We start from the raw sequence: 15,322 nt of genomic DNA, 5'->3' as shown, positions 1-15,322 counted from the left end.
GGGGCCGTTCATCGGGATGCGGTCTCCGCGCCCAGGCTGGCGAGGGCGGCTGCGCTGCCGCCCGCTGTCTCGGTCGGACCCTGCACCGGGCTCGTTGCCCACAGCTCCTGCGCGACCGGCAGTGGGGCGATCTGCAGGTTCGCCCACCACGCCCGCTCGTTGCCGTGCCGATGCAGCTCCTCGTGATGGGCGCGGCACAGCGGCACCGTGAACTCATCGCTGACCTTGCGCCCGAGCGCCCGCGGCTGGGCGAATGTCAAATGATGGGCATCGCACGGCGTTTGCCGGCACACCAGGCAGGGCTGCTCGCGGACAAACAGCAGGTGCGCCTTGCTGCGCTTGCGCGGCGGCTCCTTGGGATGAGCGAGCCCGGCCTCGGGTGGCGTGGGCTGCAGCGCGGCGTCGGCATCCGCAGCCGCCGCGGCGGGCAGGCTTGGGGCGCCATCCAGGACGGCCGGTTGGTCGGTCTGGCTTTCGGCGGGACGCGCGGCGTCCTCAAGCTTGGCCTGATAGGCGGCCTCGACGCGCCGGGCATCCGGCTCCTGCAGGCTGTTCTTCAGCGGGAGGCTCGCCATGGCCCAGCCGAGCAGATCGGCGCTGGCAGGCAGCGCTTCGAGCTGGCGCAACAGCTGCTCCCGGAGTGCGGCGGACTCCCCCGGCCGCAGCACCGGGGCACGGTTGAGCGCGCCCTTGCCGGGCGCGGCCTTGAGGTTGGGCGGTGCGGGTGGAACGGCGACCGTATCCGGGGCGTCGAGATCATCCTCGCCGGCAATCCCGACCAGCGCGAACAGGGCGTAGCGTCGGGCGTAGGTCAACGCCGCACCCATGCGATGCGGCGCCTCGATGTCCCGTGCGGCGCAGACCGGCCAGTCCGAGGAGATCCACTCGCCGGAGGAATGGGCGAGCAGGGTGGTGAGGTGGATGTGGCCACTGGTTGGCTCGACCCGGGTGGTCTGGATGGTGGCGATCTCCTGCTGGCTCAAGGTCTTGCGCACGATGTCGAGGCCGCTCGCCAGCGAGGCGTAGCGAAAGGTGCGGTCGTCATCGCGCAGGAACGGCGAGCGGATCTGAGCGGTCAGGGTCTTCTCCGGGTTGGTCAGTTCGGCTTGCGCGCGGGCCAGCGCCGCCGCGATCGCGCCGATTTGCTCACTGGCCTGGTGCATGGACGCGCTCCATCTCAACCGGATCAAAGCTGATCGCGCCGGCTTTGGAGCGCTTGGCGCGAACGCCGTGGCCAAACGCCTCCTTGGCATCCTCCGGCAGCAGCTTCTTGAGTTCGGCCTTGGCCAGCTCGTGCTCGGCATGGGCCTCGCGGGTGCGCAGATAGATCGCCGCACATTCGGCCCAGACATTGGACGCACTCATGTCGACGACCTTGACCGCGGCAAGCCGCGGCCGTGGGGTCTCGATCCCAAACAGCAGCGGTGGCTCGCCGCTCTGCACGCAGCGCCAAAACTTCTTCTCCGCAGTCAGCAGCAGGTGCTGGTAGAGCGGGTCGGCATGCACGGTGATTTCGACCCATTTGCCGCCGCCGGTGATGATCGAGAGCACGGCCGCGCGCGATGCGACCACCCACATGTTGTGCTGCAGCTGCGCCATGTGCTTCTCCGCCGCCGCCTCTTCGGTAAAGCCCCAGGGCAGCATGAACTTGGCCTCGAACACCGCGCCGGTCTGCTCGACGATGCCGTCCAGCGTGGCCGCCATCCAGCCGTGCACGGAATGCCGCACCCGCTTCTGGATGTCGGTGATGACGCGCCCGGTGGCGGCCTGGTACCAGGCACGGTTGAGCGCCTCGGTGGCGTTGCCGAGTTGCACCACCAGGTTGCGGGACAAATCTGGTGGCGCGATCTCGCCGCGCTTTTCCCGCCACAGGCGAATGAGCTCGTTCTGGTCCTGGCCCATGATGATGCGCGCGTCGGAGCCGCCAATGAAGGCGCGGCGGTCGTGGCGGTTCAAACTGATGACGGAGCGCGGCGCCTCGGCGCCGTCGGTTGCAGTTTTGGTCACCGGTCTCTCCTTGGTTGATGCGGCTTGCCGCCGCACCGCCAAAACCCCCGCCGCTGCGAGGGGCAGACCGGGGCCAAGGGCCGAAAGGCCGGTCCGAGGATTAACGCTCCTTTTGCCCGGGAATGCCAGTCCTTTCTGCAGCAATTATGCGTTTCGTTCGGCGTGAAAAGCGTTGAGAGTTCAGAAGGTTGGAGCGATTCTTCGGGGGGCGCAACCCGCCCCGACAGAGGCGCTCCGACATGACGTCAGTTCGACAAATTGAAGCCAATCGCAAGAACGCCAAGCGCAGCACCGGGCCGAAAACGGCGGGTGGGAAGACGAGGTCCAGCCGCAACGCGCTGCGTCACGGGCTGGCGCGCAGCGATATCAGCGATCCTGCCGAGGCGGCGAATCTTGCCGTCGCGATTGCTTCCGAGCTCGGGCCTCAGGCCACGCTCGATGCGGCGATGGCGCTTGCGCGCTCCAAGCTCGCACGGCTGCACATCCGCAGCCTGCGGCAAGCGATGTTGGCTGCGCTTCTGACCGGCCCGCTGCCCGCCGATCTGAAAGGCCTCCAAGGGCTGGAGCGCTACGACCGCGCCGCTTTGGTGCAGCAGAAGCGGACGCTTCGCTTGCTAGGTTTGGCACGCGACTGAGGCAAGGTCAGGTGGCTTCGTTCTGAAAAAGGGCGCGGCGCCCCACGGCTGCGGCAAAGCTCCTCGACCGCGCACCGACGGTTGATGGGATTGGTCGAGGGCGCTGAGCGCCCCCCCGACTACCGCTCCGACAGTCGCGTCTGGACCGGTCGCGAGCTCGGTTTGACCATCATACAGCTGGGGCTGCACGATTGGATGATGAAGAGCCTCACTTAGCGGCAATCATCAGAGCCAACTGAATGTGTGGTCGTAGCCATTGGTGTCATCGTAAGCAAGCGCCTGGCTGATGCTGTCGACCTGATCGTCGTGACGGCCTTGCGGGAAGGTCAATAGCTCCATCTCGAGATCGGGCAAGAATGGCGCGTTCCTGGGAAACCGCACCCGTCCGGCGGCAAACTTGGCCTGCTGCACATAAAGGCGACCGATCTTGTCGTGCTCGACCTTGATCGGGTTGACGAAGCAATCCGTCCGATCGCTGAGCTCCTGGGCCAAGGCAATTCCAGTGGAGGCCTCCTCGATCAGGATTTCGTGCGGCTCGAAGCGCCTGGCGAGCTCGATCGCGGTATCCCGCAGCGCCGGATACTCGAACCGGCCGCGCACGAGATCCAGCAGGTAGTAGGTCCCGTCCACGACCAGCCAGGTCGTACACACCGACCAGTCATTTTGGGCGCCGTTTTTCGCAGCCGTATCCCAGCTCTGGATGATGCGGCAGCCCAGCCCATCTTGTGATGGGGGCTCGTCGTAATATCGCAGCCAATTGCGCTTGATCAGGGCGCCGCCGGCCGGCACCGGCGCCTGCTGATATTGCGCAGCGAACACATCGGGCCCAAGCGTCTGCTGTAGCTTCCGTAACATCTCGATCGATTCATGGGCCGGATGCAGCGCCTCACCTGCCTTCCGGAGATGGAATTGGTTGGGCCCGATCGGGATCGCGGCGTCGCTCTCGGCGATCGCGGGCAGGTTCAGCATCTCCCACTCATCGGATGAACTGGCCATAAACCCGGACAGATCGTCGAGATGAACACGCTGCATCACCAAGATCACCGCGCTGGTCAGCTTGTTGTCGAGCCGCGACATCAGCGTATTGGTCACCCATTGGTTCACGGCAGTTCGGCGCGACTCCGATTGCGCATCGGCCGGCTTTTGCGGATCATCAATCAGGATCAGGTCACCGCCTAGTCCCGTCAGTGTCCCTGAAACCGATGTCGTCCGGCGTGAACCGCGCCGGGTCGTGATCAGCTCGGATTCGGTGCTGCGCGCGATGTGCATCTCGGGAAACGCGCGCCGGTACCAGTCGGAATGCACGATGGAGCGGAAGTCGCTGGCATGTTTGGCCGAGAGGTCATCGCCATAGCTGAGGGAAATGATGCGGCGGCCCGGCGCGTGCCCCAGCAGGAATGCCGAAAAGGCCACCGATACCGTGATCGATTTGAGGTAGCGCGGCGGCATGTTGATAATCAAACGCGTCAGCTCGCCGCGACGTACGCGCTCGAGCTGATAGGCAATCGCCTGGATGTGCCAATTGGGCAGGAATTTAGCGCCGGGGTTGAGGTGAAGAAAGCAGCGGTAGACAAAGCTGACGAAGTCAGCGCGCAAGATGGCGTTGAGCAATGCGAAGTCGTGGGCAGTCATTCGGAGTCTCCTTGCTTTTTGAATTTCTCGTAGAGCTGTGCGTTATAAAAATCCAAGACCTTGCGATCGTCGATGTCGAGCTGCGGCGCTGCAGGCTGTTCGCTGGACTCGACCTGCTGCTTGCGGTTGAGAAGGAAGGCGGCCGCTTTGTCCTTGCCCTTCAGCGCATCGTCGGCAGCTTTGGTCAGGATCCCTTCGAGCACGGTGATCTTCCGCGCCTTACCGTTGTCACGGATGGAAATTTTTCGGTCGAGAATCTCGTTGATGATGGTCGCCTCGTTCTTTGAGCCTTTGGGCCGACCGTGCTTGTTGCCGGACTGACCCGGCTTGAATTGGTGCTCAGGGGGCGGGCGGCCGTAGCCGACGTCGGCTCGTTTCCCGCGCCCGCCGCCCGGTCCGGTTTGCTTGCGGCGGCTCATGTGCTGCGCTCCGCTGACGTGGTCGCTCGTTCGGCCGCCACCTCATCGAAGGTCTGGCCGGTCGCGACCAGGATGGCATCGCGCTTGGTGACGTCCTGCCAGCGGCGGATTGCGGCATCGGCATACAATGGGTCGATCTCCAACCCGCAGGCCCTGCGGCCGACGTGCTCGGCCGCCAGCACGGTGGTGCCCGAGCCCAGGAAGGGATCAAGCACGAGATCGCCGCGCCGGGTGCAGTCCTTGATCGCATCCGCGATCAGGGCGACCGGCTTTACCGTGGGATGCACCGTGAGATCATCGAGGCGATCCTTGCGGAAAGTGTTGACGCCGGCACAGGTCCACACATTGGAGCGGTTGCGGCCGTGGCGACCAAGCTCGATGTTGTTCAGGTGCGGCGCATCGCCGTTCTTGTAGAGGAAGATCAGCTCGTGCTGCGAGCGATAGAAGCTGCCTTGGCCGGCGTTGGTTTTGTTCCAGACCACGAGGTTCTGCAGCGGACCGTAGACGGCGCGGCCCGCGGCATGCATTTCGCCAAGGTGGCGCCAGTCAACGAACGCAAAGTGCAGTGAGCCGTCCTGCGAGAATTGGGCGGCTAGGCGCATCCAGCGCGTGAGAAAGTCGGTGAACTCGGGTGCGGACATTTCACCAGAGGCAACCGCAAATTCGCGGTGCTTGATCTTGCCGCGGCCGAGCGTCTTGGAAATTTGCACATTGTATGGACAGTCGGCGATCAGCATGCTGGCCCGATCGGATCCCATCAACCGCGCCCAATCGCTCTGATCGCAGGCATCGCCACACAGTACCCGATGCGCACCAAGCTGCCACAGCTCGCTCCTGCGGCTGATGGGCTGCTCGCCGATCGTGCAGGGCGCGTCACCTGAATCATGCTCCGAGCTGCCGAAATCGAGCATCAACCCGTCGATTTCGGCCGGCGCAAACCCGGTGATGTCGAGGGTGAGATTGCATTCCGGCAGCAAGGACGCGAGCTCACCGAGTTCTTCGGCGAGCAGCTTGCGATCCCAGCCTGCATTCGCTGGTATCTTGTTGTCGGCGAGAGCCAGCGCCCGCTTTTCCGCGTCCCTCAGGCCGCGCATCACCAAAACGGGGACCTCCTTCAGGCCAAGCTGCTTGGCCGCCTCCCAGCGGGCATGGCCGCAGATGATCCGCCGATTTGCGTCCGCTAGGATCGGGTAGGTAAATCCGAATCGCAGGATCGAGTTGGCGACTTGCTTGATTTGCTTCTTGGTGTGGGTTCGCGCGTTCTTGGTAGCTCGCTTGAGATCTCCGAGCGGCAGAAGCATCAGGTCGCGTAGAACAGCTGGCGACAAGCCAGTGCTTGTCTTGGCAGCCTTCAAATCTCCTCCAATGGGACGGTCGAGGTGCTTAGTTCGTTTACTGGAGTTGGAAAGCGCGGTACGTCTGTCAGGCCGTGGTTTGGAGGCGGCCTTTGTTCGACCCACCGTCATGTTGCTGCTCCTTGTTGTTGAAGGAGCTGGTGATATTCAACTTTTTTCGGATGCTTGCATCAAGCGTGATCCCAGTCGAATTGTGGCAATAAAGCGCCTTGGCCTACGGTCGCTGATCCGAGGGGTCGCGTAGGCGCCGTCTGGGTATCCGCACGCCAAACTTGTGCAGCGTATCGGCTATCTTTTGCAGCGAGAGGCCTTCAAGCCCGGGCTCTTGCGCAGCAATGTAACCTTGGATCTGCTTTAGCAGGGGAACCCTTCCCTCAAGGCTCGGCAGGGCGCTGCAATCCAGTGCGTCGCAGGGTCTGGCAAAGCGGATCGGGTACGTGTAGCACCCCCGCTCAGCCTTCATCATCGCGATGGTGTAATGCAGAATACGCCACTCGAGGTCGGTTACGTGATAGGGTAGCAACGCGGGGATCACATCGACCGCGCAAAGCTGCGTGCCATCGACAAGCTCGACATTGCCGCCGCCATCGACGGTCGATCCGTCGAGACGAAAGATGTCGAATTCCTCCATTTCCCGGCTATCGTGACGCTCGGCGCGAAACTTCTTGCAGGTGCGGAGCGTGACGACGAAAGTTGTCTCCGCCGTCGTGTTCTCGGCAAAAACAGCGACCAAGCCGACGACGTCTCGTGAGAGAAGCTGCAAGCGACGGATCCGGATTTCTACGGTACACCGCCCGTCGAAAGCGGCGTGCTTGTGCAGAACGTCAATGGCATCGGCAATCGAGCGCCGGTGATTGCGTCCTTCCGGTTCTAGCCATTCGCTACGGGGCATGTTGTCCCTCTGCATGCTAATGGAGCCCAAGATCAACGTGGGGCGCAGGCGCTTGATGCTCAATCCGTAGCGCTACGGTCGTAACCACTACGGTGATCCTGATCGTTGGTACCCAACAGCAAACACGACCCCATCGATTACCACCGGGGATCATGCCGGGGCGGGTAGCAGGGTTACAGGCAGCTTTTGAGCAAAGCGGAGCTGGAGCAGATCGAGCATCATTCCGAGCTGCCGTAGAAGGGCTTGGTGTTCAGCTATTGCGAGCCTTGGGGCCTTGGGTCTGTACGTTCGACGGCCGTTCGTAAACGTCCATTCTGACGCGTGATGTCAGTTGACGGCGGCGCTGGTCGCCAGTTTCCAGGGCAGGAGCTCGTCGAGCCGGCTAATGAGGGTGCCCATTGGGGCATGCGCTGGAGCACGTCTTCAGGATAGGCGAGGGGCCCGAAGTCGCTGCGCTTCCAGTGGTGATGAGGAGCAGACGGTCGCCCAGCGGGTCGACGCCGTCAGATCCGGTGAACGGATCGTGCCGCAGCACGCCCGGCACCAGCATGGCGAGATCATCGAGGCCTTTGCGCATGTCGATGAAGTCCAAGGCGGCGTGAACCTTCGCGCCCCGAGGAAGCCGCGTCATGGTACCTGCTCCTCGGCCGACATGACCGCCATCGACCTCCTTGACGGCAAGGAACACCGGCGCTGCCACAGTCAGCGCCTGCTTTCCCGCGGAACAGCAGGCGTCCCGCGATGCAGAGTGTCCGGCGACCTCCGACAGGTTGACACCCGGCCGCATTGCGCCCTTCTTGTTAGAGGCTCTGCCCGGTCGATTTGCGCCTGTGCGTTGTCAATGAAAGTGGCCATTTGCCAGCCTCAACGTTGTGGTGGATCGCCTGAATTGTGATTATTCAGGGTCGGCGCGCGTGCGCAGCGAGGCCAGTTCGGCTTCATGTTCTCCATAAGTGATTTTCGTCGAAGGAACGGTGACATCCCTCCGAGCCTACGAGAGCGTAGCGATTTGCGAAGCATCCATTTATGGTGTGCGCCACATGGCGTTGCTTTAAGAGGGCTATTTTTCGCGTGGCCCAATGATCGCCAGATGGCCCCCTGTCTGCCTATCCTCAACAGCGGCGGCATAGCGAACCTTGTTCAACGGGCGCTTGGGCTTTCCTAAAGTCGCTTCCTGCAAGCATATCAAGTGCTAATTGCAAAACGGCAGTGTTCGCCCACCGCCGCTTTGATCGCGCTCGCAAGTTCTCCTCGAGTTACCTTGCTGCTTGTGGCGGCTGCGGCTTGGGAACCGATGTCAGCATACGGATCTTCCATTGCCCGTTCTCACGAACATCAAGGGTCGTCCAGACAATGTTCAAGTTAATAGGATCACCCTTCTCGGTCTTGCCGGTGACGTGCGCTTCGCCGGTGCGGATGACCATGTTCTCTGATAAAGGCTGAATAGCGTTGGTCGTGATTGCCAGATGATCCGCCCCTCGCTTGAATGCGCCTTCATAATATTTGGTGTTGTCCGGCTCAATCCCATTCTGGGTCACTCGCAGGTAGTTCTTGGTGAAAAGCGACGTGATCCCTGCAGCATCCTTCTTGTTGAAGTGCTGCTCGTACGCTGTCGTCAACCTGCCGAATTCGTCCCTGAGATTTTGATCTGATGCAGTCGCAGGGACCGTTGATAGCAACAGTGAAAGACATACAGCTCCCAATATGCGCATGAGTGTTACTCCCTACTGTTGATGCCTCCTTCGAATAGGGGATGGAGACGAGGCCTACCTCCGTCCTCCTTAGCAACATCGATCGCGCGGTCGCGGGTTTGGTATGGGCAAGTACTGACCAGTTCCTGTTCGTACACGCTGCCGCCGACATCCTTGTTGTTCATCGTTGATCGGCAAAGGCTCTCGGCCAATAGCTAGCAAGCCCGTTCCCGTCTCTAGGAGACCCCCTTCGTTTCCGTTAGGCACGAACGACAACGGCGCACGTCAGAGTACGAAGTCACTTACCGAGAGCGTGTGCCGGCCGACCAGGTCGATCTGGATTTCCGCGCTCGGGTCAGAGTCGACACTCCCCTCCACGATGGTATGCTCGGCGCCGTTTGCGTCGGTCTCATAGTGGTAGCCGAGTTGGCCCCGCCCGAGTTGGCCCACGCCGCCGACCACGTTGGCGATTTCGCCAACAAACACGAACTCGGGATTGCCAGCTTGGCCTCCGTTTGCGTCGATCCCACCGACATCGATGCGATCTGCTGCAGCCGTAAAATCGATTATCAGATCTCGATTGGTGCCAAAGCCGGCCGCCGCGGTGCTAGCGAATGTGAATGTGTCGTTGCCTGCTCCGCCAAAAAGCTCGCTCCTCGCATTGCTGGCCGTGATCGTGTCTTGGCCGGAGCCCCCCACCACGTTCTCAACGGATGTCAGACTATCGGTGCCGATCTCGCTGCTCGTTGCCGTCCCTGCAGTCAGGTTGATGACTGCATCGGCGCTGAGTCCGGCGAGGCTGTAGGTGTCGTTCCCGCCATTGCCGGTATAGTTATCGTTGCCATCGCCTGCCGCGGCAACGAACATGTCATCGCCCGCTCCTCCGCTGATTGTGTCATTCCCACCGGCGCCAATGATCGTGTCGTTGCCGCCAGCGCCAGACAGCGTGTCAGCACCGCTGCCGCCGGTGATCGTGTTGGCCAAACCGTTGCCGGTACCATTGAAGCTGCCGGTGCCGCCATAGGCCAGGTTCTCGATATCTGCGGACAAAGAATAGGTCGTGCTGGTCGCCAGGACGGTGTCCGTGCCAGCATTCGCGGCTTCCACGATTACGTCCGACGAGTTGTCGACAAGATAGGTGTCGTTGCCGGCCAGACCGACCAGCCGGTCGACGCCTCCTGCGCCATCGAGCGTGTCATTGTCGGCGCCGCCCGTGATGATATTGGCCAGCGCGTTGCCGGTACCTGCGAAATCGTCGGTGCCGACGAATGTGAGATTCTCGACATTGGCGATTCCGGAAAGCGTGAATACCGCGAGTGCCGTCCGGATCGTGTCGGTCCCTTCGCTGGTATTCTCGACGACGACGTCCTCAGAACTGTCCACCACGTAAGCGTCGTTACCCGCGCCGCCGGCCATCCTGTCGTTGCCCGTACCGCCATCGAGCAGGTCGCCACCAGCGCCGCCATCAAGCGCGTCATTGCCCGCGAGCCCCAGGCAGCGTATCACCGCCGCCCTGGCCGCTGAGCGTATCTTCCTCACCGGTCCCGTTCAGAGTATTGGCGGCACCGTTGCCGATCAGGGATATGCCGGCCACATTCTGGATCGTAGCCGCAATGGCTTGCGTATCTGTTCCGCCATTGCCGTCGGAGACCTGGACGATGACGTCGTAGACGTTGTTCGCGTCGACGTCGATTGGCGTCTCAAAGTCAGGCGCGGCGTTGAAGGACAGCACGCCGGTGCTGGCATCAATCGTGAAGAGATTCGCGTCTGATCCGCCACCGATCGTATAGGTGAGCGTCTGTCCCGTGTCCGGATCGGCGGCGGTCACAGTCGTGACTGCCGTCGTATTCTCGGCGATCGCAATACCTGCCGCTGCCTCCCCGCCATGGGAGGTTATGGCTGGCGTATCATTCTTGTCGATGACATAGGCATCCCCCACAAGGGTCTGAGGGCTGGCTTGCAGAATGGAGATCGAATTCGAGCCGAAGTTTGCGACTGCAATATCTAGCCGCCCATCACCGGTGAAGTCGCCGACTGCTGCCCAGCCGGGTTGGGTGCCGGCAGTCGCAAATAGCTGTTGGCTCTGGAACGTACCATCACCATTGCCGAACAGAACCGAAACGGAATCCAACAACGGGTTGGCGTACACAAGATCCAATGCGGTATCGCCATTGACATTGGCGAGTGTCACGGTGCCAGGTGCAACACCGTCACTTGCTATGCCGAGTGTATAGGAGAACGGCGCCTGGAAACTTCCATCGCCATTTCCTAGCGCCACCGATACGGTTCCGTCGTAGCTACTGAACACCAAGTCCGTATCGGCATCGCCGTCGAGGTCCTCGAGCGCGACGGAAGCTGTGTGTGTGGAGGCGGGAACATTGGGAGCCGCCGTGAACGTCCCAGCTCCGGTCCCGAGGTAGATTTGAATGCCGAATGCCCCTGGAACGTTTGAGAAGGCGACATCTACGATGCCGTCGCCATTGAGATCGGCGGCCGCAACGCCGAGAGGATCCGCGTTCGAGGCCAGCACGGTAGAGAGACTGAAACTACCGTCTCCGTTTCCAAGGAGCACGGAAACGCCGCCATTCTCGCCGGTGTTCGCAACGAGAACGTCGAGTCGACCGTCGCCATTGAGGTCCGCCAGCGCGGAATCCGATGAGTGGGCGCGGTTAGTCGGGGACGAAATCGCCGATTGGAATGTTCCGTCGCCATTGCCCAGGAGTATGGCAATGGCTCCGTTGGCGCCTGCGTTCGATATAGCGAGATCGAGCAGGCCGTCGTTGTCGACATCGGCGATCGAAACGCCGTTGAGATCATGGCCTGCAGCGTAATTCACCGGCCCTTGGAAGGTGCCGTCACCATTGCCCAGCATGACCGAAATTTCGCCCGAGGTGGCTTCGGACACGAGATCTTGCTTGCCATCGCCGCTCAGGTCACCGCTCGCGACATGCCCAGCGATCCCTGAGATGGACGAAATGACCTGGAAGGCGCCTCCCGCCAGGGGATTGCCGGCGAGGTCGCGCACCTCCGCGCCGGTGACACCGAGTGCCACCGTGCCATCACCAGAGCCCGTATCGACGGTCACTACGTATTGTGCGCCATCGCTGCCCGTGACGGGCGTCACGCTGGCAATGCTGGCGCCGATCACGGCGCCAGTCGTCGTCAGAGAAAACTGGCTCTCATCCACGCCGGTCACCGCCTCGGAGAACGTGACGGTGTAGTGCACTGTTTGCGCATTCGTCGGCGTATCGTCGCTGCGCGTGACGCTCATGACCGTCGGCGCGATGTCGTCGACATCGGTCACGGTCACTGCAACTGCCTGCGTATTCGTTGCACCACTACCGTCGGAAACCTGCACGGTCACCCTGTATACGTTGTCGCCATCGGCGTCGGTGGGTGTCTCGAAGTTTGGGGCGGAGGCAAAAGAGAGCGCGCCAGTATCGGCATTGATCACGAACTTGCTGGCGTCTTCACCGCCTGTGATCGCATAGGTGAGGGCCGGCCCAGCCTCCGGATCGGTTGCGGCGGGGGTCGCCACGGCCGTGATATTTTCCGCAATCGAGATCGACAGCAGGTCGGGCGCGCCGAAAGTGGTGTCGAGGCTGCCGTCAGCGTTGTAGCGAAGGAGCGCGAAATCGGCATTCGACCCGTTGTTGCTATATCCCGCAATCAGGATCTTGCCGTCGGGCTGCAATTTGACGCTGTAGCCTTCGTCCGAGCCGAGGCCCATCTGCGTCGTGACCACTCCGCCAATGCCAAAGGCCGTATCGAGGCTGCCGTCAACATTGTAGCGGACAAGGGTTACATCCGTGTTCGATCCGTTGAAGCTATTGCCTGCGACCAGAATCTTGCCGTCGGGCTGGATCGCGACGCTGCTCCCGACGTCGCTGCCCGGCACAACGCTAGTCCTGACCGTGCCGTCGCCGGCAAACGACGTATCGAGGCTGCCGTCGGCGTTGTACCGCACGACGGCGATGTCGGCATTCGGGCCCGTTTGGCTGATGCCCGCAATTACGATCTTGCCGTTGGCCTGAACGGCGACGCTTTGACCAACGTCATTGGTACCGCCAAAGTCCGTGGTGACCGTGCCGTCGCCACCGAAGCTCGTGTCGAGACTACCGTCCGGGTTGTAGCGAACGATCGCGAAGTCGTTCGGCCCGTTCCCGGTAAAACTATGGCCCGCGGCGATGATCTTGCCGTCCGGTTGCAAGGCGACGCTGTAGCTGGCGTCGTGGAACGCGACTGCCGTGGTAACTCTTCCATCGCCATTGAAGGTGGTGTCGAGGCTGCCATCCGCGCTGTATCGCACGATCGCGAAGTCGAAGCTCGAGCCATTAAAGCTGTAACCTGAAACTACGATGCTGCCGTCGGATTGCAGCGCTACACTCTGGCCAAAGTCGTCGACCAGCAGATCTGTAATGACCTTGCCGCCGTCGCCGAAACCGGTGTCCGGACTGCCGTCGGCGTTGAATCGCACGATGGCAAAATCGGAGTCCGCCCCCGACCCAGTATAGCCTGCAACCAGAATGTTGCCGTTAGGGTTTACGACAACACTATAGCCATTGTCATCGGCACCGCCGAAATCGCTGACTACCTTTCCATTACTGCCAAAAGTCGTGTCCAGGCGGCCATCTACGTCATAGCGAACCACGGCGAAGTCGACACCCGTGCCGTTGAAGCTACTTCCAGCCACCAAGATCTTCCCGTCAGGCTGCACGGCTACGCCTCGACCAAAGTCATCAGCCGGACCGATGGCCGTCGTCGTCATGCCATCGCCGACGAACGTCGGCGCCTCATTGACGTTGCCGACCGTCACGGCAATCGCCTGCGTATCAGTCCCACCATTGCCGTCGGAGACCTGCACCGTGACGTCGTAGACGTTATCGCTGCCGGCGTCGAGCGGCGCCTCGAAGTCCGGCGCGGTGTTGAAGGAAAGTGCCCCCGTGCTGTGATCGACGTTGAAAAGGCTCGCATCCGCCCCACTGGCGATCGCATAAGTCAGGGTCTGCCCGGGGTCCGGGTCGGTGGCTGTCACCGTCGCGACCGCCGTCATGTTTTCCGCGACCGAGACGCTCGCCGTGTCGCCGCCGCCGTTCGAGGTGATGGCCGGTGCCTGGTTGTCGGGCACGACCTCGAAGATTTGTGCGCGCACGGCGCTGCCGGAAGTGTCGCTGCCCGTCTGGCTGGTATCAGTCCACGTGACGAGAAAACGCCCATCGGGCAGGGCGGTGATTGCCGGCTCAACTTGGTTACCTGCCGTTGTAGTGTTGACCAGGAACTCGGAGCCGGACGGCACGCCATCGGCGTCGAATACCTGCGCCCGCACGGCCCACGAGGACGTGTCGCCGCTCGTCTGGCTGTCGTCGGTCCACGCGATCAAAAAACGCCCGTCGGCCAACGCGGTGATGGTTGGGTCGGACTGATTGCCTGCCGTCGTGCTGTTGACCAGGAGCTCGGATCCGGACGGCGCGCCATCCGCGTTGAGTATCTGCGCCCGCACGGCGAGCCCGGATGTGTCGCCGCCCGTCCGGCTGTCGTCGGTCCACGCGACGACAAAGCGCCCGTCGGTCAACGCGGTGATGGTTGGCAGGTACTGAAAGCTTGCCGTCGTCGTGTTGACCAGGAACTCGGACCCTGAGGGCGCGCCGTCGGCGTTGAACACCTGCGCCCGCACCGCCCACGAGGACGTGTCGCCGCCAGTCTCACTGACATCCATCCACGCGACGACGAAACGCCCGTCGGCCAGGGCGGTGACTACGGGCTCAACTTGGTTACTTGCCGTCGTGGTGTTGACCAGGAACTCGGAGCCGGCCGGCGTGCCATCGGCGTTGAATATCTGCGCCCGCACTTCGTACTCGCCCACGTCGAAATCGTCCCACGCGATGACGAAACGCCCGTCGGCCAAAGCGGTTATGGCGGGCCTGACCTGGCTAGTCGTCACGGTGTTGACCAGGAACTCGGACCCGGACGGCGTGCCGTCCGCGTTGAAGACCTGCGCGCGCACGGCAGCGCCGCTCGTCGGACTGTCATCAGTCCATGCGACGACAAAACGCCCGTCGGCCAGGGCGGTAATGGTGGGTTCGATCTGATCGCTTGCCGTCGTCGTGTTGACCAGGAACTCGGAGCTGGCCGGCGTGCCATCGGCGTTGAACACCTGCGCCCGCACCGCCCACGAGGACGTGTCGCCGCCCGTCTGACTGAAATCAGCCCATGCGACGACAAAACGCCCGTCGGCCAGCCCGGTGATGATTGGCTGGGACTGATCGTTTGCCGTCGTGGCGTTGACCAGAAATTCAGATCCGATGGCCTGAATAGTCATTGTCGTCTCCCCTCCGTGGCCGCGTCCTAGTTTTTGTTTTCTTGGGCGCATGGCCGCTCGAATTCTGAACAGGCTGCGAGCGGCGCGAATGATGCAAATGTACCAATCGCCATGTACCTCGTAGGAGCTAAGCGATGCTTGCGGTCGCCAAGCCTCTGCTCCACCCTAGCGACGTTGCGACGGACTGCCGTGACCCAAGTGGGTCTAGCGAGGATCGCGTAACCCTGTAAATCCCGCACACCCTTCCGATCTCGATCCCAGAGGTTTGCTTGGAAGGGGCAGCCGCGATTGTTCGTCGGGACGAACCATGACGATCAACAGGCACAAGGTCCCGTGAAATCACCAGGCCATCTGCCCAGGGTACTCAGCAGG

At 62.1% G+C, this 15,322-nt stretch carries 11 protein-coding genes; 1 reads left to right on the top strand and 10 read right to left on the bottom strand.

Annotated elements, in window-relative coordinates; translation table 11 throughout:
• Positions 1–8 precede the first annotated feature (8 nt).
• Both ACVWYQ_RS14745 and ACVWYQ_RS14740 read right to left on the bottom strand, forming a co-directional pair.
• Positions 9–1,163: an ERF family protein gene (locus ACVWYQ_RS14745; RefSeq protein WP_456725744.1), complete on the bottom strand. Its 1,155-nt coding sequence runs from the start codon at positions 1,161–1,163 to the stop codon at positions 9–11.
• Positions 1,147–2,007 (bottom strand): YqaJ viral recombinase family protein, encoded by an 861-nt coding sequence (locus ACVWYQ_RS14740; protein WP_456725743.1) that lies wholly within the window; start codon positions 2,005–2,007, stop codon positions 1,147–1,149. Before ACVWYQ_RS14740 ends, ACVWYQ_RS14745 begins: the two co-directional genes overlap by 17 nt.
• 239 nt (positions 2,008–2,246) lie before the next feature.
• Between ACVWYQ_RS14740 and ACVWYQ_RS14735 the strand changes: the two genes are divergently transcribed.
• A complete protein-coding gene (locus ACVWYQ_RS14735; RefSeq protein WP_456725742.1) occupies positions 2,247–2,642 on the top strand; it encodes a hypothetical protein in 396 nt (131 codons plus the stop codon).
• 225 nt (positions 2,643–2,867) lie between these two features.
• Here the strand turns inward: ACVWYQ_RS14735 and terL are convergent, their stop codons facing one another.
• The 8 genes from terL to ACVWYQ_RS14695 form a co-directional block, all read right to left on the bottom strand.
• A complete protein-coding gene (gene terL, locus ACVWYQ_RS14730; protein WP_456725741.1) occupies positions 2,868–4,274 on the bottom strand; it encodes a phage terminase large subunit in 1,407 nt (468 codons plus the stop codon).
• Positions 4,271–4,693: a DUF5681 domain-containing protein gene (locus ACVWYQ_RS14725; protein ID WP_275497472.1), complete on the bottom strand. Its 423-nt coding sequence runs from the start codon at positions 4,691–4,693 to the stop codon at positions 4,271–4,273. Before ACVWYQ_RS14725 ends, terL begins: the two co-directional genes overlap by 4 nt.
• Positions 4,690–5,994: a site-specific DNA-methyltransferase gene (locus ACVWYQ_RS14720; RefSeq protein ID WP_456725740.1), complete on the bottom strand. Its 1,305-nt coding sequence runs from the start codon at positions 5,992–5,994 to the stop codon at positions 4,690–4,692. Before ACVWYQ_RS14720 ends, ACVWYQ_RS14725 begins: the two co-directional genes overlap by 4 nt.
• 268 nt (positions 5,995–6,262) lie before the next feature.
• Positions 6,263–6,940 carry a hypothetical protein gene (locus ACVWYQ_RS14715; protein ID WP_456725739.1) on the bottom strand — a complete coding sequence of 226 codons (678 nt, stop codon included), beginning with the start codon at positions 6,938–6,940 and terminating at the stop codon, positions 6,263–6,265.
• Between the two features lie 382 nt (positions 6,941–7,322).
• A complete protein-coding gene (locus tag ACVWYQ_RS14710; protein WP_456725738.1) occupies positions 7,323–7,571 on the bottom strand; it encodes a hypothetical protein in 249 nt (82 codons plus the stop codon).
• Positions 7,572–8,196: 625 nt separating this feature from the next.
• A complete protein-coding gene (locus ACVWYQ_RS14705) occupies positions 8,197–8,652 on the bottom strand; it encodes a YybH family protein (RefSeq protein ID WP_456725737.1) in 456 nt (151 codons plus the stop codon).
• A gap of 264 nt (positions 8,653–8,916) precedes the next feature.
• Positions 8,917–10,137 carry a calcium-binding protein gene (locus ACVWYQ_RS14700; protein ID WP_456725736.1) on the bottom strand — a complete coding sequence of 407 codons (1,221 nt, stop codon included), beginning with the start codon at positions 10,135–10,137 and terminating at the stop codon, positions 8,917–8,919.
• Positions 10,106–14,950: a beta strand repeat-containing protein gene (locus ACVWYQ_RS14695; protein ID WP_456725735.1), complete on the bottom strand. Its 4,845-nt coding sequence runs from the start codon at positions 14,948–14,950 to the stop codon at positions 10,106–10,108. Before ACVWYQ_RS14695 ends, ACVWYQ_RS14700 begins: the two co-directional genes overlap by 32 nt.
• Between the last annotated feature and the right edge of the window lie 372 nt (positions 14,951–15,322).

Source organism: Bradyrhizobium sp. USDA 3397 (genome assembly GCF_054060965.1).
Note: the sequence above shows the minus strand (reverse complement) of the source record. Positions and strands in the feature narration are given on the sequence as shown.